Origin of the sequence: Caballeronia pedi (genome assembly GCF_001544915.2) — a bacterium.
Taxonomy (GTDB): Bacteria; Pseudomonadota; Gammaproteobacteria; order Burkholderiales; family Burkholderiaceae; genus Caballeronia; species Caballeronia pedi.
Genome location: NZ_FCOE02000033.1, coordinates 1 through 20,388 on the forward strand (window position 1 = coordinate 1; position 20,388 = coordinate 20,388).

23 protein-coding genes are annotated in these 20,388 nt (G+C 63.1%); 14 read left to right on the top strand and 9 right to left on the bottom strand.

The features are described from left to right. Positions 1-348 (top strand): electron transfer flavoprotein subunit alpha/FixB family protein (locus AWB80_RS32255; protein WP_208635718.1); only part of this gene is annotated, 348 nt, incomplete at its 5' end. A 107-nt stretch (positions 349-455) separates the two neighbouring features. Continuing rightward, entirely contained in the window at positions 456-2,246 is a 1,791-nt protein-coding gene (locus AWB80_RS32260) for an acyl-CoA dehydrogenase (protein ID WP_061178744.1), read from the top strand. Between the two features lie 50 nt (positions 2,247-2,296). Here the strand turns inward: AWB80_RS32260 and AWB80_RS32265 are convergent, their stop codons facing one another. Continuing rightward, entirely contained in the window at positions 2,297-3,589 is a 1,293-nt protein-coding gene (locus AWB80_RS32265) for a D-amino acid dehydrogenase (protein ID WP_061178745.1), read from the bottom strand. Positions 3,590-3,741: 152 nt separating this feature from the next. On the opposite strand from AWB80_RS32265, the gene AWB80_RS32270 reads away from it, so the two are divergent. Both AWB80_RS32270 and AWB80_RS32275 read left to right on the top strand, forming a co-directional pair. Further along, positions 3,742-4,230 carry an Lrp/AsnC ligand binding domain-containing protein gene (locus tag AWB80_RS32270; protein ID WP_061178805.1) on the top strand — a complete coding sequence of 163 codons (489 nt, stop codon included), beginning with the start codon at positions 3,742-3,744 and terminating at the stop codon, positions 4,228-4,230. Between the two features lie 67 nt (positions 4,231-4,297). Beyond that, complete coding sequence (locus AWB80_RS32275; RefSeq protein ID WP_061178746.1) at positions 4,298-5,425, top strand: PA0069 family radical SAM protein; 1,128 nt, start codon at positions 4,298-4,300, stop codon at positions 5,423-5,425. Positions 5,426-5,429: 4 nt separating this feature from the next. Here the strand turns inward: AWB80_RS32275 and AWB80_RS32280 are convergent, their stop codons facing one another. Then, a complete protein-coding gene (locus AWB80_RS32280) occupies positions 5,430-5,933 on the bottom strand; it encodes a TM2 domain-containing protein (RefSeq protein ID WP_061178747.1) in 504 nt (167 codons plus the stop codon). 254 nt (positions 5,934-6,187) lie between these two features. Between AWB80_RS32280 and rpsP the strand changes: the two genes are divergently transcribed. From rpsP to AWB80_RS32310, 6 genes are all read left to right on the top strand, one after another. Further along, entirely contained in the window at positions 6,188-6,442 is a 255-nt protein-coding gene (gene rpsP, locus AWB80_RS32285) for a 30S ribosomal protein S16 (RefSeq protein WP_008342343.1), read from the top strand. Positions 6,443-6,493: 51 nt separating this feature from the next. Continuing rightward, positions 6,494-7,192 carry a ribosome maturation factor RimM gene (rimM, locus tag AWB80_RS32290; protein WP_061178748.1) on the top strand — a complete coding sequence of 233 codons (699 nt, stop codon included), beginning with the start codon at positions 6,494-6,496 and terminating at the stop codon, positions 7,190-7,192. Between the two features lie 25 nt (positions 7,193-7,217). Next, positions 7,218-7,988, top strand: a complete 771-nt coding sequence (gene trmD, locus AWB80_RS32295; protein ID WP_061178749.1) for a tRNA (guanosine(37)-N1)-methyltransferase TrmD — start codon at positions 7,218-7,220, stop codon at positions 7,986-7,988. A 125-nt stretch (positions 7,989-8,113) separates the two neighbouring features. Then, on the top strand, positions 8,114-8,500 hold the full coding sequence (gene rplS / locus AWB80_RS32300; protein WP_061178750.1) for a 50S ribosomal protein L19: 387 nt from the start codon (positions 8,114-8,116) through the stop codon (positions 8,498-8,500). Positions 8,501-8,644: 144 nt separating this feature from the next. Continuing rightward, on the top strand, positions 8,645-9,304 hold the full coding sequence (locus AWB80_RS32305; protein WP_061178751.1) for a CoA pyrophosphatase: 660 nt from the start codon (positions 8,645-8,647) through the stop codon (positions 9,302-9,304). A 120-nt stretch (positions 9,305-9,424) separates the two neighbouring features. Then, complete coding sequence (locus tag AWB80_RS32310; protein WP_061178752.1) at positions 9,425-10,363, top strand: CobD/CbiB family protein; 939 nt, start codon at positions 9,425-9,427, stop codon at positions 10,361-10,363. Positions 10,364-10,367: 4 nt separating this feature from the next. On the opposite strand, the gene AWB80_RS32315 is transcribed toward AWB80_RS32310, so the two are convergent. Genes AWB80_RS32315 through AWB80_RS32325 form a run of 3 tightly spaced genes read right to left on the bottom strand, consistent with a single transcriptional unit; the run spans position 10,368 to position 12,861 of the window. Continuing rightward, the gene (locus AWB80_RS32315; RefSeq protein ID WP_061178753.1) at positions 10,368-10,691 is read right to left on the bottom strand and encodes a putative signal transducing protein; all 324 of its coding nucleotides are present in this window, start codon (positions 10,689-10,691) and stop codon (positions 10,368-10,370) included. Continuing rightward, entirely contained in the window at positions 10,688-11,596 is a 909-nt protein-coding gene (gene rsgA / locus AWB80_RS32320; RefSeq protein ID WP_061178754.1) for a ribosome small subunit-dependent GTPase A, read from the bottom strand. The genes AWB80_RS32315 and rsgA overlap by 4 nt, the downstream gene beginning before the upstream one ends. Then, positions 11,593-12,861: a M48 family metallopeptidase gene (locus AWB80_RS32325; RefSeq protein WP_061178755.1), complete on the bottom strand. Its 1,269-nt coding sequence runs from the start codon at positions 12,859-12,861 to the stop codon at positions 11,593-11,595. The genes rsgA and AWB80_RS32325 overlap by 4 nt, the downstream gene beginning before the upstream one ends. 90 nt (positions 12,862-12,951) lie before the next feature. Here AWB80_RS32325 and orn point away from each other — a divergent pair, with 90 nt between their 5' ends. Next, positions 12,952-13,560 carry an oligoribonuclease gene (gene orn / locus AWB80_RS32330; RefSeq protein ID WP_061178756.1) on the top strand — a complete coding sequence of 203 codons (609 nt, stop codon included), beginning with the start codon at positions 12,952-12,954 and terminating at the stop codon, positions 13,558-13,560. On the opposite strand, the gene mog is transcribed toward orn, so the two are convergent. After that, positions 13,557-14,192 carry a molybdopterin adenylyltransferase gene (mog, locus tag AWB80_RS32335; protein WP_061178757.1) on the bottom strand — a complete coding sequence of 212 codons (636 nt, stop codon included), beginning with the start codon at positions 14,190-14,192 and terminating at the stop codon, positions 13,557-13,559. The genes orn and mog overlap by 4 nt on opposite strands. Then, entirely contained in the window at positions 14,161-14,772 is a 612-nt protein-coding gene (gene yjgA / locus AWB80_RS32340) for a ribosome biogenesis factor YjgA (RefSeq protein ID WP_061178758.1), read from the bottom strand. The genes mog and yjgA overlap by 32 nt, the downstream gene beginning before the upstream one ends. Before the next feature lie 216 nt (positions 14,773-14,988). Here yjgA and pmbA point away from each other — a divergent pair, with 216 nt between their 5' ends. Further along, positions 14,989-16,359, top strand: coding sequence for a metalloprotease PmbA (gene pmbA, locus AWB80_RS32345; protein WP_061178759.1), 1,371 nt, complete (start codon positions 14,989-14,991; stop codon positions 16,357-16,359). Positions 16,360-16,408: 49 nt separating this feature from the next. Here pmbA and AWB80_RS32350 read toward each other — a convergent pair whose 3' ends face one another. Next, complete coding sequence (locus AWB80_RS32350) at positions 16,409-16,906, bottom strand: dihydrofolate reductase (RefSeq protein WP_061178760.1); 498 nt, start codon at positions 16,904-16,906, stop codon at positions 16,409-16,411. 79 nt (positions 16,907-16,985) lie between these two features. After that, positions 16,986-17,387: a hypothetical protein gene (locus AWB80_RS45080; RefSeq protein ID WP_244206850.1), complete on the bottom strand. Its 402-nt coding sequence runs from the start codon at positions 17,385-17,387 to the stop codon at positions 16,986-16,988. A gap of 456 nt (positions 17,388-17,843) precedes the next feature. Here AWB80_RS45080 and AWB80_RS32360 point away from each other — a divergent pair, with 456 nt between their 5' ends. Further along, on the top strand, positions 17,844-19,223 hold the full coding sequence (locus AWB80_RS32360) for a sigma-54 dependent transcriptional regulator (protein ID WP_061178761.1): 1,380 nt from the start codon (positions 17,844-17,846) through the stop codon (positions 19,221-19,223). A 153-nt stretch (positions 19,224-19,376) separates the two neighbouring features. Then, positions 19,377-20,348 (top strand): thymidylate synthase, encoded by a 972-nt coding sequence (locus tag AWB80_RS32365; protein WP_061178762.1) that lies wholly within the window; start codon positions 19,377-19,379, stop codon positions 20,346-20,348. The last annotated feature ends 40 nt before the right edge of the window (positions 20,349-20,388 follow it).

Below are 20,388 nucleotides of genomic sequence, written 5' to 3' on the forward strand. Positions count from 1 at the left end.
ATCGTGTCGGGTGGTCGCGGTCTGGGCAGCGGCGAGAACTACACGAAGACGCTGGAGCCGCTCGCGGACAAGCTCAATGCGGCGCTGGGCGCATCGCGCGCGGCGGTCGACGCGGGTTATGTTCCGAACGACTATCAAGTCGGTCAAACCGGCAAGATCGTCGCGCCGCAACTGTACGTGGCAGTCGGCATCTCGGGCGCGATTCAGCATCTGGCCGGCATGAAGGACTCGAAGGTCATCGTCGCGATCAACAAGGATCCCGAAGCGCCGATCTTCAGCGTGGCGGACTACGGTCTCGTCGGCGATCTGTTCGCGGTCGTGCCGGAACTGGTGAAAGAGCTCGGTTGAACCGGGCCGTGTGAGTCGAACACTCGCCACAAACAATAAGAAAGGGCGCGACAGATGTTGCGCCCTTTTTTTGCACCGGAATATCTGAAAAGGGAGGAGACAGGACGATGAGCTACAGCGCCCCGGTCAAGGACATGCTGTTCGTGGTGAAGGAACTGGCGGATATCGACAGCATCGCCGCGCTGCCCGGTTACGAGGACGCGGGCTTCGATACGGCGCAGGCCGTCGTCGAGGAAGCCGCGCGCTTTTGCGGCGAAGTGATCGCGCCGCTGAATGTGGCGGGCGACCGCAATCCGAGCGCGTGGGCGAACGGCGAAGTCACGACGACGCCCGGCTTCAAGGACGCGTTCCGTCAGTTCGCGGAAGGCGGCTGGCAAGGCGTCGTGCATCCGGCGGACTTCGGCGGTCAGGGCTTGCCGAAACTCATCGCGACGCCGTGCATCGAAGCGCTCAACGCGGCGAATCTCTCTTTCGCGCTGTGTCCGCTGCTCACCGACGGCGCGATCGAGGCGCTCCTCACCGCCGGCAGCGACGAGCAGAAGGCGCGCTATCTGCCCAAGTTCATTTCCGGCGAGTGGACCGGCACGATGAATCTTACCGAGCCGCAGGCGGGCTCCGATCTCGCGCAGGTGCGCACGCGCGCCGAGCCGCAGGGCGATGGCAGCTACAAGGTGTTCGGCACGAAGATTTTCATCACCTACGGCGAGCACGACATGGCGAAGAACATCGTGCATCTCGTGCTCGCGCGCACGCCCGACGCGCCCGAAGGCGTCAAAGGCATCTCGCTCTTTCTCGTGCCGAAGTTCCTCGTCAACGACGACGGCTCGCTCGGCGCGCGCAACGACGTGCATTGCGTGTCGATCGAGCACAAGCTGGGCATCAAGGCGAGCCCGACGGCCGTGCTGCAATACGGCGATCATGGCGGCGCGATCGGCTATCTGATCGGCGAGGAGAATCGCGGGCTCGAATACATGTTCATCATGATGAACGCGGCGCGCTTCGCCGTGGGCATGCAGGGCGTCGCGATTGCCGAGCGTGCGTATCAGCAGGCCGTCGCGTATGCGAAGGAGCGCGTGCAAAGCCGCCCCGTCGATGGCAGCGCGAAGGAACCGGTCACGATCATCCATCATCCCGACGTGCGCCGTATGCTCTCGACGATGCGCGCCTACACCGAAGGCGCTCGCGCGCTCGCGTATGTCGCGGCGGCGCACAGCGACTTCGCGCACGGCCATGCGGACGCGGATGCTCGCAAGAGCCATCAGGCGATCTACGAATACCTCGTGCCGATCGTGAAGGGCTTCAGCACGGAGATGTCTGTCGATGTCGCGAGTCTTGGCGTGCAAGTGCATGGCGGCATGGGCTTCATCGAAGAAACGGGCGCAGCGCAGCATTATCGCGATGCGCGCATCCTCCCGATTTACGAAGGCACGACCGCGATCCAGGCAAACGATCTCGTCGGCCGCAAGACGGTGCGCGACGGCGGTGCAGCGGCGCAGGCGCTGCTCGCGCAAATCGATCAGACCATCGCAGCGCTCGCCGATGTGGACGGTCAGCCGTTCAGGTCGATGCATCGGCATTTGAGTGCCGGAAGCCTGTCGCTCGCGCGCGCGATCGAATTCATCGTCGCGAAGTTCAGGAGCGATCCGAACGCGGTGTTCGCGGGCAGCGTGCCGTATCTGCGGCTCGCGGGCATCGTGTTGTCGGGTTGGCAGATGGCGCGCGCGATGCTCGTCGCGCACGCCAAACGCGCGGAAGACGAGCGTTTCCATTCAGCGAAGATCGCGACGGCGCAATTCTTCGCGGAGCACATTCTGCCTCATGCGCCGGGGATCGAGGCATCGATCATCAGCGCGAACGGCAGGGAAGGCGTGCTCGCGCTGAGCGAAGACCAGTTCTGAAAAAACAAAGGCGCCGCAAGGCGCCTTTGTCATTCATGCGATAGCGGGAATCACGCGTTCGCGTATCCCGGACGCGTCTGCACGCCGACATCGCCAGAGTAGCGATGCACCGACAGATCGTCCGAACGGATCGCGGGCTGCTTGCCCGACATCAAATCCGCCAGCAACTGGCCGGAGCCGCACGACATCGTCCAGCCGAGCGTACCGTGGCCGGTGTTCAGAAACAGGTTCGGCACACGAGTGCGGCCGACGATCGGCGTGCCGTCCGGCGTCATCGGACGCAGGCCGGTCCAGAACGTGGCGCTCGCGGTATCGCCGCCGCCGGGGAACAGATCGTTCACGCACATTTCGAGCGTTTCGCGGCGAGCCTGCTTCAGCTTCCTGTCGTAGCCGACGATTTCCGCCATGCCACCCACACGGATGCGGTCGTCGAAACGCGTGATCGCGATCTTGTAGGTTTCGTCGAGCACGGTCGAGACCGGCGCGCGGTTCGCATCGACGATAGGCGCGGTGATCGAATAACCCTTCAGCGGATAAACCGGAATCTTGACCAGATCGCCGAGCAGCTTCGGCGAATACGAACCCAGCGCGACGACGTACGAGTCCGCCGTCACCAGTTCCTTGCCGCACTGGACACCGGCGATGCGGCCGTTGCTGACGGCGAGCGCGTCGATTGGCGTGTTGTAGCGGAACTTGACGCCGAGCGCTTCGGCCATCGCGGCGAGGCGCGTAGTGAACATCTGGCAGTCGCCGGTTTCATCGTTCGGCAGACGCAGGCCGCCCGTCAGCTTGTGCGCGACGGCAGCGAGCGCCGGTTCGGCCTTCTTGAGTTCATCGGCGGTGAGCAGTTCGAACGGGACGTTGGCGTCCTTGAGCACGGCGATGTCCTTGCCCGCGCCATCGAATTGCTGTTGCGTGCGGAACAGTTGCAGCGTGCCGCCCGTGCGGCCTTCGTAGTGGATGCCGGTGTCGGCGCGCAAAGCCTGCAGGCAGTCGCGGCTGTACTCGGCGAGACGAACCATGCGGCCCTTGTTCACCGTGTAGCGGTCCTGCGTGCAGTTGCGCAGCATCTGCCACATCCATTGCAGCTGGTTCATCGTGCCGTCCAGACGGATGGCGAGCGGCGCGTGCTTTTCGAACATCCACTTCACGGCCTTGAGCGGAACGCCCGGCGCGGCCCACGGCGATGCATAGCCCGGGGAGATCTGTCCTGCATTGGCGAAACTCGTTTCGAGGGCGGGGCCCGCTTCGCGGTCGATGACCGTGACTTCGTGGCCGGCGCGAGCGAGGTAATACGCGCTGGTCACGCCGACGACGCCGCTTCCGAGAATAACGATTCGCATGTGATCTCCATCCAGATTCGATGAAACTTCCGAACGCGCGTACGTAAAGGTGATCGACGCGGCAAACTGAAGCTCGTATAGTGTTATCGACTATGGTATGGACTTCGAGGCAGTTTTAGTTATTGTATTTAATGGATTTTCAGGAAAAACTCATGCGAACGCAGCGAAATCCGGTCCGCACGCTCGACAAGCTCGACCACAAGATTCTGAACATCCTTCAGGAAGACGGCCGCGTCGCAATGAAAGATCTGGCCGAGCGCGTCGGTCTGTCGGTTACGCCTTGCATCGAGCGGGTGAAACGGATGGAGCGTGATGGCGTCATCATGGGTTACTACGCGCGCGTGAACCCGACCGAACTGGGCGCCGCGCTGCTCGTGTTCGTCGAAATCACACTCGATCACAAGAGCGGCAACATGTTCGAACAATTCCGCCGCGAAGTGCAGAAGATCCCGGAAGTGCTCGAATGTCACCTCGTCTCGGGCGACTTCGACTATCTGATCAAGGCGCGCATCGGCGAGATGGCGGATTATCGGAAGCTGCTCGGCGACATCCTGTTGCAGTTGCCGGGCGCGGTGCAGTCGAAGAGTTACGTGGTGATGGAGGAGATCAAGGAGACGCTGAAGATTCTCGTCGAGACGTGATTTTCTCCTTGCGGCGATGCGACGATACTGTATATTTATACAGTATCAATCGTGGGATTCTGCCGCAATGTCATCGCCCGATCGTGAGTTTCCCGTCGCGCCGCCCGCTCCGCTGAAGGGGCGCGGCGCGGTCACGAACATTCAGGGCCGCTACGAGAAAGACGACCGCGAACGCGTCGACGACGGCTGGTTGCATGATGCCGATCCAGAGGACGAAGGCATGCCGCCGTTACGCACTCAGGTGTTCGAAGAGCGCGCAAAAAGCATCCTGACGCGCAACAGCTCGCCGGACATTCCGTTCTCCGTTTCGCTCAATCCCTACCGCGGCTGTGAACACGGCTGCATCTATTGCTTTGCGCGTCCAACTCACAGCTATCTCGGGCTCTCGCCGGGCCTCGATTTCGAAAGCCGCATTTACGCGAAGATCAACGCGTCCGAATTGCTCGCGCGCGAGCTGGCGAAGCCGAATTACGAACCCGAGCCGATCGCGCTCGGCGTCAACACGGACGCCTATCAACCGGTCGAGCGCGATCTGCAACTCACGCGGCGTGTGATTCAGGTGCTGCACGACTGCGGGCATCCGTTCGCGGCAATCACGAAGAGTTCGCTGATCGAACGCGATATCGACCTGCTGGCGCCGATGGCCGAACGCGGCCAGGTGATGGCGGCGATCACCGTCACCACGCTCGACGCCGATATCGCGCGCACGCTCGAGCCACGCGCGGCGACGCCATCGCGACGCCTGCGCACGATCCGCACGCTCGCCGAGGCGGGCATTCCAGTGGGCGTGAGCATCGCACCGGTCATTCCGTTCGTGACGGAGCCGGACATGGAGCGTGTGCTGGAAGCGTGCGCCGAAGCGGGGGCGACGAGCGCGAGCTACATCGTGCTGCGTCTGCCGTGGGAAGTCGCGCCGCTCTTCAAGGATTGGCTGGCAGCGCATTTTCCCGATCGCGCGGATCGCGTGATGAGCCGTGTGCGCGACATGCGCGGCGGCAAGGACTACGACTCGAATTTTTCGACGCGAATGAAAGGCGAGGGCCTGTGGGCCGACATGCTCAGGCAGCGCTTTCAGAAGGCGACGAAGCGCCTCGGCCTGAACGCGAGGCAGCGCGGCATTCTCGACATGTCCGAGTTTCAGCGGCCCGCGAAGCGAGCGGCGGGACCGTCCAGCCCGCAGCTCGATCTATTCTGATGTTTTATTGCGACAGCGTTTTCGCCGCCTCGACCTGACTCTCGAAATACGTCTGGAACGTGAGCGCGAGACCGGTCATCAGCAGGAACGCGCCGAACAGCAGCGAAAATATCACGACGAAGATGACCGTCCAGCCGGAGCGGCTTTCGCGGCCGGTGTGCGCGTTGAACTGCGCGTCCCACTTCGCGTCCGGACGCAAGCCGTAGACGAGGGCCGACAGAAACGCGGCGAGCAGCGAGACCGCGCCAGGAAAAGCCAGCACCCAGCCGAGCATCGAGGTGCGCTCCGATTGCGCGAGCATCAGAAAGCCGAACGCGCCCAGAACGATGCCGACGATATGCGCCCAGCCGTACTTGTCGCGCATTCCATACAGATAGAAGCGGTGCAGGCCGATCGAGCCGAACAGAAACGCGAGCGCGGCGGTCAGCGTTTTCGAGCGGAAGTACGGCGGAACCGGCTTGCCGGCCGGCTTCGGGCCGGATTGCGTGGCGACGGACGAGAAGGTCATCAGCGAAAGCGGTGGTGGAAAGAGGCGAGCGGCTTGAGGCCGACAACGGTCTGCCATTTTACGCCGATGACCCGCCGCGCCACCAATGCTACGTTGCCGCATCGGCGTGATTTCCGGTATCCGCGATTGCCGCGAATCGGTAGCGAACAGCGCCTCGCATCCAAAAAATGCGTTAAGTGTTTGTTCGAGCTTCTGATTACAGCTATAATCGCCTGTTCTCGTTGTTCCGAACCCCGGTTTTCAAGGATTTCAGCATGGTCATCATCCGCTTGGCTCGTGGCGGCTCGAAGAAGCGCCCTTTCTACAACATCGTTGCAACCGACTCGCGTAGCCGCCGTGACGGCCGCTTCATCGAGCGCGTGGGTTTTTACAACCCGGTCGCGACCAAAGGCGAATCGCTGCGCATCGCTCAGGATCGCCTGACGTACTGGCAAGGCGTTGGCGCGCAACTGTCGCCGACCGTCGAGCGCCTCGTCAAGCAAGCGCAGCAAGCCCAGCCGGCTGCTTAAGCTCGCTGCGTAGCTGTAACAACCGCTCGAAGCCTGCCCAAAGGTTCGCCGATGCCCGTACGCGATTCGGAAAACGTCGGCCGACCGAAGCCGGGGCAAGATGAAGGTGCCGCCACGTTTGGCGCGTTTGTCCGCAAGCCGGGCGCGCGCCGCGTGGCTGCTGACGTTTCGAGCGCGCCGGAAAGCGCAATCGAGCCGGTCGACGCTCTGCCGGAAGACGCCGTCGAAGTCGGTTTCATTGCCGATGCCTACGGTCTCAAAGGCTGGGTCAAGATCGTCCCGCACGCGAACGGCAAGCAGGGCGGCGACGCGCTGTTGAGCGCGAAACGCTGGTGGCTCGTCAAGGGCCGCGAACTCAAGACCGCGCGCTGTCTGCAGTCGAAAGTACATGCCGATACCATCGTCGCGCGCTTGGCCGGCTGTGACGACCGCGACACGGCGCTTGCGCTGAAGGGCCACACGGTGAACATCACGCGCAGTGATTTCCCGAAGCTCGACAGCGAAGACGAATTTTACTGGGTCGATCTGATCGGCCTGGATGTCGAAAACGAAGCGGGCGTGGCCTTGGGCCGCGTCGCGGATCTGATCGACAACGGCGCGCATTCCATCCTGCGGATCGAGTATCCGGAGACCGACAAGGATGGCAAGGCCGTCACCGGCGAGCGGCTGATTCCGTTCGTCGGCGTATATGTAAAGACGGTGGACCGGGCGGCGAAACGTATCGTCGTCGACTGGGACGCTGACTATTGAACATTGGCACGTTACGGAGAGAGCGATGCAGTTCGATGTCGTGACGCTCTTTCCCGAAATGTTTCGCGCGCTGACCGACTGGGGTATCACCAGCCGGGCGGTAAAGCAGGAGCGGTTCGGTCTGCGCACGTGGAATCCGCGCGATTTCACCACGGACAACTACCGCACCATCGATGATCGTCCATACGGCGGCGGCCCCGGCATGGTCATGCTGGCGCGTCCGCTGGAAGACGCGATTCACGCGGCGAAGACTGCGCAGCGCGAGCAGGGCATCGCGTCCACGCGTGTGGTGATGATGTCGCCACAAGGCGCGCGGCTGGACCACGATCGCGTGATGCGGTTCGCGCAGGAACCCGGTCTCGTGCTGCTGTGCGGCCGTTACGAAGCGATCGACCAGCGTCTGATCGACCGCGAAGTGGACGAAGAAGTGAGCCTCGGCGACTTCGTTCTGTCCGGCGGAGAACTCCCCGCGATGGCCTTGATGGACGCCGTCGTGCGCCAGTTGCCCGGCGTGCTGAACGACGCGCAATCGGCGGTGCAGGACAGTTTCGTCGACGTACTGCTCGATTGTCCGCACTACACGCGGCCGGAAGAGTATGAAGGCGTGCGCGTTCCCGATGTGCTGCTCGGCGGCCATCACAAGGAAATCGACGCCTGGCGCAGACGCGAAGCATTGCGCAACACATTCAACAAGCGGCCCGATCTGATCGCGCGGGCGCGCGGAAGCAAGATGTTGAGCCGTGCCGACGAGGCGTGGCTCGCAGAACTCGCGAAGGGCGCGTCGAAATCTGCATAGATTTCGGACGGACGAGCGGGAAAATGGGGGCGTCGAGTCAGATCGGCGCCTGAAGCAAACCCATCCTCTACCGGGGCCTTCATCCAGGGCACACAACTCCGGCAAGATGGCACAAGGAGTCAGTAATGAATCTGATTGAGCAACTCGAGAAGGAAGAGATCGCACGCGTTCTGGGCGAGAAGAGCATCCCCGACTTCGCGCCGGGCGATACCGTCGTCGTCAACGTGAACGTGGTCGAAGGCACGCGTAAGCGTGTCCAGGCTTACGAAGGCGTCGTCATTGCGAAGCGCAACCGTGGCCTGAACTCGAACTTCATCGTCCGCAAGATTTCGTCGGGCGAAGGCGTCGAGCGTACGTTCCAGACCTACTCGCCGCTGCTCGCGAGCATCGTCGTGAAGCGCCGTGGCGATGTTCGCCGCGCTAAGCTCTACTACCTGCGCGAGCGTTCGGGCAAGTCGGCTCGAATCAAGGAAAAGCTGGTGTTCAAGGACAAGTCTGCTTCGGCAGAGTAAGTCCCGGCCAGACGCAGTACGGAAAAAGCACCCCTTGCGGGTGCTTTTTTCTTTGGTGTGTTCAAATTGAGTCTTCGACAGCCCCGTTCCCGACCCGTGTCCACCGGAAAGACTTCGACTCCCCGCATCCTCGAACCCGAAAAGATGCCCGTCTTCTCGACGGGTGAGACACTCCCGCCGGTTCCGCCCGAGCGCCTCACGCCGGAAGGCCTGCGCGCGCGTTTCGCATTGAATCTCGACTGGACGCAGGAAGAGCGCGAGCAGCGCATCAAGGCGATCGGCGGCGATCCACGCGTGGCCTCCGTGCTGGTGCCGCTCGTGGTGCGCGAAGGCGGCCTGACCGTGCTGCTGACGCAGCGCGCTGATCATCTGTCGGATCACGCCGGGCAGATCAGTTTCCCCGGCGGCCGACGCGAACCCGAAGACGCCGATGCCGCCGCTACCGCGCTGCGCGAGGCGCAAGAAGAAGTGGCGTTGGGCGCGGAACATTGCGAAGTCATCGGCGCGCTGCCCGAATATCTGACGGGCACGGGATTCAAGGTGACGCCGGTCGTCGCGCTGGTGCATCCGCCGTTCACGCTGAAAGCCGATACCTGCGAAGTCGCCGATATCTTCGAAGTGCCGCTCGCATGGCTCATGAATCCGGCGAATCACGAAGTGCGCGTGTTTCGCTGGGAAGGGGGCGAGCGTCGTTTTTTTGCCATGCCCTATATTCCGGGCGAGAGAAAGGCTCCTTATTTCATCTGGGGCGCAACGGCCGGCATGTTGCGCAATTTCTATCGCTTCCTCGCGGCTCGCGCGTGATGGCGCAAAAAGCCCGCGCGCCCGCCACGCCTCGCGCAAATACTCGGCGCGCTAAAGGCATCAGGCGCTGTGCTATCGTTACGCGAAACTCGAACTAATCCGACCGTTTCGGCGCTTCGCATGACTTTTTTCTCCGTATTGCTGGCTCTCATCATCGAGCAGATGCGCGCGTTATCGCCGCAGAATCCGATTTCGGCGTTGCTTCACTATCATGCGGAATCCACGGCGCATGGTTTCGATGCCGGCAAGGAGAAACACGGCATCGTCGCGTGGCTGGTCGTCGTGCTGCCCTGGACGCTCGCCGTCGGACTCATCTATTACGTGCTGTACCGGATCAACTTCGTTCTGGCGTTTCTCTGGAACGTGGTGATCGTGTATTTCACGCTCGGCTTCCGGCAGTTCAGCCACTATTTCACCGACATCCACCTCGCGCTCAACAACGACGACGTGCCCCGCGCGCGCGAAGTGCTGCGTGAATGGACCGGCATGGACACGCTCGACATGCCCGTGAGCGAAATCGTCCGGCATACGCTCGTGCATGCCGTGGTGGCGTCGCACCGGCATGTGTTCGGCGTGTTCTTCTGGTTCCTGATTCCGATCGGTCCGGCCGGCGCGGTGCTGTATCGCATCGCCGAGTATCTGGCGCGCGCGTGGTCGAAGCCGGATCCGGAACGCACCGCCGAGTTTTCGTCGTTCGCGCAGCGCGCGTTTTTCGTCATCGATTGGGTGCCCGCGCGACTGACCGCGCTCGGCTTTGCGATCGTCGGCAATTTCGAGGACGCGATCTACGCGTGGCGCAATCACGCACGCCAATGGCCGGATGCGAACGAAGGCGTGTTGCTCGCGGCGGGCAGCGGCGCGTTGGGCGCGCGTCTCGCGGGGCCGCTCGCCGAGCCGCTTTCGGTCGAGGCGCTTGCTGTAGGCGAAGCGAGTCCGTTGCCCGTCGGCGACGATTGCACGCCGCGTACGCTTCAATCGGCGGTTGGCCTCGTGTGGCGCGCGGTGATCCTGTGGATGCTGCTTCTGCTGATGCTGACCATCGCCGTGTGGCTGGCCTGATCGGTCAGTCGTCGAGCGGATTGCGCTCAGTCTGACACTTCCAGCAGACGGTGAACTGCGGCTCCAGCCATTCGCCGCACTGCCTGCATCGCCAGGGCCGGGCGTTCGCGTCCGGTCCCTTTCTCGCGCTCTCGATCATTCGCATCGCCAGCGCTTCGTCGCGATCATCGACGATCCATATCTCCGGCGCGCACTGATCCGCCGGAATCTCTCCCATCGCGCCGGTCAGATATCGATTGTGCAACTCGCACGGCACGCCCGCCGTCGCCAGCACGTTCACCCAATGCTGCGCGGTGATGAGGTTAGGCGCGCGCGTGAGTCGCTTCATCGAACGATCTGGCTTGCTTCGTGGACAAGCTGCGCGTAGAGCGAGTGTCGCTCGGGACGGATCTTGCCGGCTTCGACAGCTTCGAGCACCGCGCACCCCGGTTCGTGCAGATGATGGCAGTTATAAAAGCGGCAGTGGCCGAGATACGGCCGGAAGTCAGCAAACGCACGCTCCAGCATGCCTTCCGACAGGTGATGCAGGCCGAACTCCTGAAAACCCGGCGAATCGATGAGCGCGCCGCCGCCTGGCATGTCGTAGAGCCGCGTGAACGTGGTCGTGTGACGGCCGCTATTGAGCGCCGATGAAATCTCGCGCGTGGCCGCGTCGGCATCGGGGACGAGCAGGTTCACGAGCGTCGACTTGCCCATGCCCGACTGGCCGAGCAGGATCGTCGAGCGGTCTTTCAGGCGGGCGTCGAGTTGCGGATGGACATCGCCGGGCGCCATCTTCGCGGACAGTTCGATGACCGTATAACCGAGCGCCCGATACGGCGCGAGACGCTCGCGCGCAAGCGGCAGCGCGCCTTCGACATCGATCTTGTTCAGCACGATCAGCGACTCCAGCCCATGCGCTTCCGCTGCGATCAGCGCGCGCCCGAGCAAGTCCTCACTGAAGTGCGGCTCGGTCGCAAGCACGATCAGGAGTTGATCGAGATTCGCGGCAAAGAGCTTCGACTTGAACTGATCCGAGCGATACAGCAGATTGCGCCGTTCGCCGATCTCGACGATCACGCCCTGATCCGCCGACGACTGTTCGTAGATCACGCGATCGCCGACCGCCACTTCGCTTTTCTTGCCGCGCGGGAAGCACTGGAACATCGGTCCGCCGTCTGCCGGCGAGACCAGGTAGTGGCGTCCGTGCGCCGCGATCACCGTGCCTTCGAGGCGCATCGAGCCGCGCGTCATGCGGCGTGCTGCATCAGGCGGTCGATGCGTTGCGAAGCGGGTGGATGCGAATAATAGAACGCGGTGTAGATGGGATCGGGCGTGAGCGTCGACGCGTTGTCCTCATAGAGCTTCACGAGCGCGTTCACGAGATCCTTCGGATCGGTCTGGCTGGCGGCGAAGGCATCGGCTTCGAACTCGTTCTTGCGCGAAGTCAGGCTGCCGAGCGGCGTGATGAAGAACATGAACACGGGCAGCACGAGCATGAAGAGCACGAGCGCGAGCCCGTTATTGCTGCCGATAAGCGACGGCCGCACGCCCAGGCCCTCGTAGAACCACGTCGTCTGAATGAGCCAGCCGAGCAGCGCGAGCATCGCGAGGCTGATGCCGAACATGACGACCATCAGCTTCAGCACATGACGGCGCTTGAAGTGGCCGAGTTCGTGCGCGAGCACGGCCTCGATCTCGCTGCCGGAAAGACGCGCGAGCAAGGTATCGAAGAACACGATGCGCTTCGCCGCGCCGAAGCCCGTGAAATACGCGTTGCCGTGCGCGGAGCGGCGGCTGCCGTCCATCACGAACAGGCCCTTGGCCGCGAAACCCGTGCGCGACATCAGATTCGTGATGCGCGCGACGAGCGCCTCGTCCTTCAGCGGCTCGAATTTGTTGAAGAGCGGGGCGATGAAGGTCGGATAGATGATCATCGCGAGGAGCTGGAACGCGACCCACACCATCCACGTCCACAGCCACCAGAACGTGCCGGCGCGATCCATCAGCCAGAGCGTGAGCAGCAGAAGCGGCGCGCCGATCACGATGCCGAGCGCCGTGCCTTTCACGAGATCGGCGAAAAAGAGCTTCTTCGACATGCGGTTGAAGCCGAACTTTTCCTCGATCACGAAGTGACGGATGTAGTCGAACGGCAGGTCGATGACGCTCGTGATCGCGACCACCGACGCCACCAGCGCGATCTGTCCGAGATAGCCGCGGCCGAGCCAGTCGGAGATGGCGAGATCGAGCGCTTGCACGCCGCCGAGCAGCGTCAGCGCGACGAGCACGACCGCGCTCGTGACGACTTCGATCATCGTGAGGCGCGTGCGCTCGACGGTATAGTCCGCGGCGCGCTGATGCGCGGTGAGCGGAATCGTGCCGGAGAACTGCGCGGGCACGCCGTTGCGGTGCGCGGCGACGTAGCGAATCTGGCGCGACGCGAGCCAGAGCTTGGTCGCGACCATCGCGACCAGGGCTACGACGAACACCGTCGAGAAAGCAAGAGTGAGGTTGGTCATCCGGAATTCCGATTGAACTATGCGAGAATTATAGGTTCTAGGCCGTGCCGGCGCGCATTGGCTTTCCCATCTCTCAGGCCCGCTTTTTTCATGACTGACATCTCCACTCCTGCAGAATCAGACGAAAATCCGCTCGTGCGCAGCGACATGAACCTCGTGTGGCTCGACATGGAGATGACCGGTCTCGATCCGGACAACGACCGCATCATCGAGATCGCGGTGGTCGTGACGAATTCGACGCTCGACAAGCTGGTGGAAGGGCCGGTGCTCGCGATTCATCAGACGGACGAGGCGCTCGGCCGCATGGACGAATGGAACCGCAACACGCATGGCCGCTCGGGACTGACGGAGCGCGTGAAGGTGTCGACCGTCGATGAAGCCGAGGCCACGCGCCAGATCCGCGATTTTCTCGGCCAGTACGTGCCGCCCGGCAAGTCGCCGATGTGCGGCAATTCGATCTGCCAGGACCGCCGTTTCATGGCGCGCTGGATGCCGGAACTGGAGACGTTCTTCCACTACCGCAATCTCGATGTCAGCACCTTGAAGGAACTGTGCCGCCGCTGGCAGCCGGCGATCTACAAGGGCTTCCAGAAGCGCGCGATGCACACCGCGCTCGCGGATATCCACGAGTCCATCGACGAACTCAAGTACTACCGCGAGCACTTCCTGATTCCGTCGGCGCCTGCCGCCGCGTCTTAAGCCTTCGGCGGGCGGAGCGCGTTTTTCGGGCGGAACGCGGCGACCACATCGGTCCGCGTTTCGATATACGGTCCGCCGATCAGATCGATGCAATACGGCACGGCCGCGAAAATGCCCGGCACTTTCGTCTTGCCGTCCGCGTCCTTCAAGCCTTCCAGCGTTTCGCGAATCGACTTCGGCTGCCCCGGCAAGTTGATGATGAGCGCGGCGTGATCGTCCGCCTCGCGGATCACCGCGACCTGCCGCGACAGAATCGCCGTCGGCACGAAATTCAGGCTGATCTGGCGCATCTGCTCGCCGAAGCCGGGCATCGGCTTCGTCGCGATGGCGAGCGTCGCTTCGGGCGTGACGTCGCGGCGCGCGGGGCCGGTGCCGCCCGTCGTCAGCACGAGATCGCAGCCGTGCACATCGACGAGTTCGACGAGCGTCGCGGAAATGGTCGCGGCGTCGTCCTGGATCAGGCGCGTTTCGGCGCGAAAGGGTGTGGTGAGCGCGTCGCCGAGCCATGCCTGCAGCGACGGCAAGCCCTTGTCCTCGTAGACGCCCTGCGACGCGCGATCGCTGACCGACACGAGCCCGACGATCAGCTCATCCGGATGATTACGTTTCGGCTTCGTCACGGTCGTCCTCATCGCCTTCGATGTCTTCGTCGTCGGCCGCGCCCGACGCGTTCTTGATCCACTGGAACAGCTCGCGGTAATAGCGCGGCGGCTTCTGCTGCTCACGCTCGCGGCGCGTGTTGCGGATCAGCGTGCGGCCTTCCTGCGGATCGACGCTGGGATGATCGCGGATGAATTCGGTGAGCGCGGCGTCGTCGGCGAGCAGCTTGTCGCGCGTGCGCTCGATCCAGTGCAGGCGCGCGGTTTCGGCCTTGTTCACGCCGCGATGCGTGTCGAGCGCGGTGCGCAGCGCGGCGACTTCGTCTTCGGTCAGCGAGCGCATGACCTTGCCGACGTACTGCACCTGGCGGCGCTTGCCTTCGTGATCGGTGATGCGGCGCGCCTCGCGCACGGCGTCGTCGAGATGCTCGGGCATCGGCATGCGCTTGAGCGCGTCCTTGGGCAGCGCGATCAGCGCTTCGCCCAACTCCTGCAGCGCGTGCATGTCGCGCTTGAGCTGGGATTTGCTCGGCCGGTCGTAGCCGTTTTCGTCCGGCTCGCGCTCGTCGTCGCGTCCGGAATCGATCGGTTGAATGCGGGTTTTACGGTTCATCCCGACATTGTAGCTTGCGGCCGCAGCGCGCCTGAAGCCTCGCGCGCAGGTCTCTCGACAAAGCTTGGCGGGTGAATGCGCGCCGTCCTTGATATGATCGCGTGATAGGCCGATTCCGCCGCTCGATGCCCGCTCGCGGGCGCGTCCAGCCGGGAATTCCGAAGCAACCACGACATGCGCGGGCGCACGCCGCCCGACTTCCAAAGGCAACCAAAAATGGCAGCAGACATGGACGTCAAGCAACGCTACTTCCCGCATACGCAGGACGAACTGAAGGAGATCGCCTCCGACATCCTGCGCCATGCAAGGGAACTCGGCGCGAGCGATGCCGCGACCGAGATTTCCGAAGGCGACGGCCTGTCGGTGAGCGTGCGGCGCGGCGAAGTCGAGACGATCGAGCACAACCGCGACAAGATGGTCGGCGTGACGGTTTTCATCGGCAAGAAGCGCGGCAACGCGAGCACCGCCGACTTCACGCGCGACGCGCTGCGTGACACGGTCGCCGCCGCGTACAACATCGCGCGCTTCACGGCCGAAGACAGCGCGGCGGGCCTCGCCGAAGAGGAACTGCTGGAGAAGACGCCGCAGGATCTCGACCTCTATCACCCGTGGGACATCGACGCCGAAGAGGCCGCCGAGATCGCGCGTCGCTCCGAGGCCGCGGCCTTCGCCGTCGACAAGCGCGTGACCAACTCGGAAGGCGCGAGCGTCTCGGCGCAGCATTCGCAATTCGTGCTGGCGACCTCGCGCGGCTTCATGGCGGGCTATCCGTACTCGCGGCATTACATCGCGTGCGCGCCGATCGCAGCCGCGGGCCGCGACATGCAGCGCGACGACTGGTACACGTCAAAGCGCGACGCGGCCGGTCTCGCCGCGCCGGAAGCGGTCGGCCGCTACGCCGCCGAGCGCGCGCTCGCGCGGCTCGGTGCGAAAAGCCTCGACACGCGCAAATGCCGCGTCCTGTTCGAAGCGCCGCTCGCGGCCGGCATTCTCGGCGCGTTCGTGCAGGCGGTAAGCGGCGGCGCGCTGTATCGCAAGACCACGTTTCTCGTCGACACGCTCGGCAAGCCGGTGTTCGCGCCGCATATCGATATCGTCGAAGATCCGCACGTGAAGGGCGGCATGGGCAGCGCGCCGTTCGACGAGGAAGGCGTGCGTACGCAGCGGCGAAGCGTGGTCGAGGATGGCGTCGTGCAGGGCTATTTCCTGTCGACGTACTCGGCGCGCAAGCTCGGCATGCGCACCACCGGCAACGCGGGCGGCTCGCACAATCTCACGATGAAGAGCAAGCACACGAAGCCCGAAGACGACTTCGAAGCGATGCTGAAAAAGCTCGATACGGGCCTGCTGCTCACCGAGCTGATGGGGCAGGGCGTGAACTACGTGACGGGCGATTATTCACGCGGGGCGTCGGGCTTCTGGGTCGAGAACGGCAAGATCGTGCACGCCGTGGAGGAAATCACGGTGGCGAGCACGTTGCAGGAGATGTTCCGCCATATCGAAGCGATCGGCGCGGATACCGTCGTGCGCGGCACGAAGGAAATCGGTTCGGTGCTGATCGAGCGGATGACGATCGCGGGTCAGTGATTCGCGTCGCCTGAAGGACGAAGGCTCCGGAGCGCATCCGGAGCCTTTTTCATTCCGAAGCCGCAATGCGCTCGTAGGTCACGAACGCAAACGCGAAATCATTCGGCGCCGCCGCGCGGTGCGCCTCGCGCGACACTTCGCGCCATAGCTCGGGATCGGGCGCGGGAAAGCGCGTGTCGCCGTCGAAATCGGCGTCGATCTCGGTGATGATCATGCGGTCGGCGCGCGCGATGGCATCGCGATACAACTGCGCGCCGCCGATCAGAAACGCCTCTTTCGCCGGTTCCAGCGCGAGCGCCGCTTCCAGGCTCGTCACAACGTCGCAGCCTTGATAGCGCCGCGCGCCGTCGCGCGACACGACGATGTTGCGCCGCCCCGGCAACGGCCGGCCGATCGATTCATGTGTCTTGCGCCCCATGATGATGGGCGCGCCCATCGTCGTGCGCTTGAAGAAGGCGAGGTCTTCGGGCAGCCGCCAGGGCAGTTGGTTGTCGCGTCCGATCACGCCATTGCGTGCGCGGGCGACGATCAGGGTGAGCGTCGTCATGTAAGCGGATTCGAAGCAAACTGGCGTGCGCAGGCCGCGCCGCCGGGGCTTCGATTCTAACCGACACGTTCGCGCGGGTTCAGCCCTCGGGCGAATCGTCCGCGAGAAGAGGCGTGGTGTTTGGCGGAGCCGGGGCGATCTCGTCCCACAGTCTCACGCTGATACCGGAGCCGGCCGGACGCGTGGCGGCCGGATGCATCCACTCTTGTTCGTCGGCGTCGTCGCCGGTTGATTGCGCGTCGGACGGGTCCGTGCGCCTGAAATAACTATCGCGAGCCATCTTGACGACATAATCCAAGGTAACTATTCCCGGATATGAAGAAACCGGAAATAAAGTAATCGTCTGGTCGGTATGAACGATTATGTGAAGAAAGAATGTCAGGTGAAAAATGAACGTGCGTTCTTTTAATGGAATTTCTTGCCGTGCGCACGCTGCAGATTTAGCGAAATGTGTGCCATCGGCCGGTAAGCGTTGCTGCACAACGATTCATGAATATCGATCCGGGGCGTCACGCGAAGATTGGGCCCAAAACGTTTCACCGCTGAAACATGAAGGCAGAAAAACATGAAGTTCCCGCGAAATCGGTATAAGATTTTGTCTTATTAAATTGTGCGGAAAGTTTTTAATAATCGTGTGAGAAATTCTTGCCAGGCCCGTCCCATCAAGGTTTTGTGGCTAATCCGGCGGCTCTCGCGATATTTGTTTCCGGGGTTTCTGGGTTATAGTAGTCTCTCAAAAAACGGCACAGAATCAGACATAAAGGGTTTCGTGGAGGGTGCGAGGTGTCTCGCGCCCTGTTCCGGGGGCGACGTATCAAATGGCAAGTCCCTCTCCTTGCGTTTTCCGAAAAACGTGCGAGGGCAACGAAGTCTGCGATGTAGCGCGTGCCTGAACTACGTGACCTTTTCAACGAATGTTGAACAAAGGATCTGAATAATGGACGTCGCTCGGCGGCAACTCATCTATGTGACTCGCGATCCAAGCGAGACGCTGTGCGCGCGATTCGAGGAGCGCGGGTGGCACATCGAAATCGTCGCGAGCGCGCGCGACACGCGCAAGGCCTTGCGTAGCGATCTGGCGACCGGCGGACTGCTGGATCTGTCCAGCCGCTTCGAATCTCACGAACTGGCGGCGTTCGAATCGTCGCTGACGATGACCAACGTCGGCTGGGTCGCGGCCACCGTTGCTGGACAACTGGAAGACGCCGCCGTGCGGCGCCTGATTCGCGACTATTGCTTCGATTACGTGACGCTGCCGACGTCGAACGACCGCATCGTCGATTCCGTCGGCCATGCGTACGGCATGGTCGCGCTGCACGACGCCGCATCGAACGATGCGCGCAGCGAAGGCCGCGCCGAAGGCGAGATGGTCGGTTCGTGCGACGCGATGCTCGCGCTGTTCCGCTCGATCCGCAAAGTCGCGATGACCGACGCGCCGGTGTTCATCTCCGGCGAGTCCGGCACGGGTAAGGAACTGACGGCCGTCGCCATTCACGAGCGTTCCGCACGCCGCGATCAGCCGTTCGTCGCGATCAACTGCGGCGCGATTCCCGCGCATCTGCTGCAATCCGAGCTCTTCGGCTACGAACGTGGTGCATTCACGGGTGCGAACCAGCGCAAGATCGGCCGCGTCGAAGCGGCCAATGGCGGCACGCTGTTTCTCGACGAAATCGGCGATCTGCCGCTAGAAAGCCAGGCGAGCCTGCTGCGCTTCCTGCAGGAACGCAAAGTGGAGCGTCTGGGCGGCCACGGCTCGACGCCGGTCGACGTGCGGATCATCTCGGCGACCCACGTCGACATGCAGACCGCGATGATCGAAGGCCGCTTTCGCGCCGACTTGTACCACCGTCTGTGCGTGCTGCAGATCGACGAACCGCCGCTGCGCGCGCGCGGCAAGGACATCGAACTGCTCGCGAAGCACATGCTCGACCGCTTCAAGAAGGATGCGAGCCGGCGTCTGCGCGGCTTCTCGCCCGATGCGATCGCCGCGATCCACAACTACGGCTGGCCGGGCAATGTGCGCGAACTGATCAACCGCGTGCGGCGCGCGATCGTGATGTCCGAGGGGCGGCAGATCACCGCGCGCGATCTCGAACTGGGCGAGTACGTCGAAGTCGCGCCGGTGTCGCTCGCGCAGGCGCGCGAGGCGGCCGAACGGCAGGCGATCGAACTGGCGCTCTTGCGGCATCGCGGGCGTCTGGGCGATGCGGCGCACGAACTGGGCATCTCACGCGTGACGCTGTATCGCCTTCTGAGCGCGCACGGAATGCGTCATATCGAGGTCGATGCGCCGTCCGAGCACGCCACGCGCGGCTGAACGCATTTCACCGACATCCTTCAGGACGGGCGCTCGCAGGGCGCCCGTTTTTTCGTGCCGATGCACTAGAGCGCCGGTTCTCGCTGCTTGGTAAAATCTCGTGTTTACGCCTTCCGTTCGCGAGGGCGCGCCGCATTTCCCAGGGAACATCGAATGAAACAGTACCTCGAGCTCGTCCAGACGATTCTCGATACCGGCACTTGGCAGGAGAACCGCACGGGCATCCGCACGATCGGCATTCCCGGCGCGATGCTGCGTTTCGACTTGCAGCAGGGCTTCCCGGCCGTGACGACCAAGAAGCTCGCGTTCAAGTCGGCGATCGGCGAGATGGTGGGCTTTCTGCGCGCGTCGAAGAGCGCGGCGGATTTCCGCGCGCTCGGCTGCAAGGTCTGGGACGCCAACGCGAACGAAAACCCGCAGTGGCTCGAAAACCCGTACCGGCAAGGTCCGGACGATCTCGGCGACGTCTACGGCGTGCAGTGGCGCAAATGGCCCGCGTACAAACTGGTCGACGCGGGCGCGGGCGATCAGATCGCTGACGCCACCAATCGCGGCTTCGAGGTCGTGACGAGCTTCGTCGAGAACGGGCGCGAGCAGGTGCTGCTGTACAAGGCGATCGATCAGTTGCGCGAATGTCTCGACACGATCATCGAGCGCCCGACCGACCGGCGGATTCTGTTTCATGCGTGGAATCCGGCGAAGCTCGACGAGATCGCGCTGCCCGCGTGCCATTTGCTGTATCAGTTCATCCCGAACGCGGTGACGCGCGAAATCTCGCTGTGTCTGTATATCCGCAGCAACGATGTCGGGCTCGGCACGCCGTTCAACCTGACCGAAGGCGCGGCGCTGCTGCACCTCGTCGGCCGCCTGACGGGGTACAAGCCGCGCTGGTTCACGTACTTCATCGGCGACGCGCATATCTACGAGAATCAGCTCGACATGCTTAACGAGCAGTTGAAGCGCGAACCGTTGCCGTCGCCTCAGCTCATCATCTCGGACCGCGTGCCCGATTACGCGCTCACGAAGCGCTACGAGCCGGAATGGCTGGAAAAGATCGAGCCGAAGGATTTCGCGCTGGAAGGGTACAAGCATCACGAGCCGCTCACCGCGCCGATGGCGGTCTGAGCGAACGCTTCAGCGGTAGAAAATGCGAACGCGCGGCTTC

Bases quoted from the DNA above. Each gene is read 5' to 3' on its own strand.
- AWB80_RS32260 (WP_061178744.1), top strand. From the start codon at position 456: ATGAGCTACAGCGCCCCGGTCAAGGACATGCTGTTCGTGGTGAAGGAA.
- AWB80_RS32265 (WP_061178745.1), bottom strand. From the start codon at position 3,589: ATGCGAATCGTTATTCTCGGAAGCGGCGTCGTCGGCGTGACCAGCGCG.
- AWB80_RS32270 (WP_061178805.1), top strand. From the start codon at position 3,742: ATGCGAACGCAGCGAAATCCGGTCCGCACGCTCGACAAGCTCGACCAC.
- AWB80_RS32275 (WP_061178746.1), top strand. From the start codon at position 4,298: ATGTCATCGCCCGATCGTGAGTTTCCCGTCGCGCCGCCCGCTCCGCTG.
- AWB80_RS32280 (WP_061178747.1), bottom strand. From the start codon at position 5,933: ATGACCTTCTCGTCCGTCGCCACGCAATCCGGCCCGAAGCCGGCCGGC.
- rpsP (WP_008342343.1), top strand. From the start codon at position 6,188: ATGGTCATCATCCGCTTGGCTCGTGGCGGCTCGAAGAAGCGCCCTTTC.
- rimM (WP_061178748.1), top strand. From the start codon at position 6,494: ATGCCCGTACGCGATTCGGAAAACGTCGGCCGACCGAAGCCGGGGCAA.
- trmD (WP_061178749.1), top strand. From the start codon at position 7,218: ATGCAGTTCGATGTCGTGACGCTCTTTCCCGAAATGTTTCGCGCGCTG.
- rplS (WP_061178750.1), top strand. From the start codon at position 8,114: ATGAATCTGATTGAGCAACTCGAGAAGGAAGAGATCGCACGCGTTCTG.
- AWB80_RS32305 (WP_061178751.1), top strand. From the start codon at position 8,645: ATGCCCGTCTTCTCGACGGGTGAGACACTCCCGCCGGTTCCGCCCGAG.
- AWB80_RS32310 (WP_061178752.1), top strand. From the start codon at position 9,425: ATGACTTTTTTCTCCGTATTGCTGGCTCTCATCATCGAGCAGATGCGC.
- AWB80_RS32315 (WP_061178753.1), bottom strand. From the start codon at position 10,691: ATGAAGCGACTCACGCGCGCGCCTAACCTCATCACCGCGCAGCATTGG.
- rsgA (WP_061178754.1), bottom strand. From the start codon at position 11,596: ATGACGCGCGGCTCGATGCGCCTCGAAGGCACGGTGATCGCGGCGCAC.
- AWB80_RS32325 (WP_061178755.1), bottom strand. From the start codon at position 12,861: ATGACCAACCTCACTCTTGCTTTCTCGACGGTGTTCGTCGTAGCCCTG.
- orn (WP_061178756.1), top strand. From the start codon at position 12,952: ATGACTGACATCTCCACTCCTGCAGAATCAGACGAAAATCCGCTCGTG.
- mog (WP_061178757.1), bottom strand. From the start codon at position 14,192: ATGAGGACGACCGTGACGAAGCCGAAACGTAATCATCCGGATGAGCTG.
- yjgA (WP_061178758.1), bottom strand. From the start codon at position 14,772: ATGAACCGTAAAACCCGCATTCAACCGATCGATTCCGGACGCGACGAC.
- pmbA (WP_061178759.1), top strand. From the start codon at position 14,989: ATGGCAGCAGACATGGACGTCAAGCAACGCTACTTCCCGCATACGCAG.
- AWB80_RS32350 (WP_061178760.1), bottom strand. From the start codon at position 16,906: ATGACGACGCTCACCCTGATCGTCGCCCGCGCACGCAATGGCGTGATC.
- AWB80_RS32360 (WP_061178761.1), top strand. From the start codon at position 17,844: ATGGACGTCGCTCGGCGGCAACTCATCTATGTGACTCGCGATCCAAGC.
- AWB80_RS32365 (WP_061178762.1), top strand. From the start codon at position 19,377: ATGAAACAGTACCTCGAGCTCGTCCAGACGATTCTCGATACCGGCACT.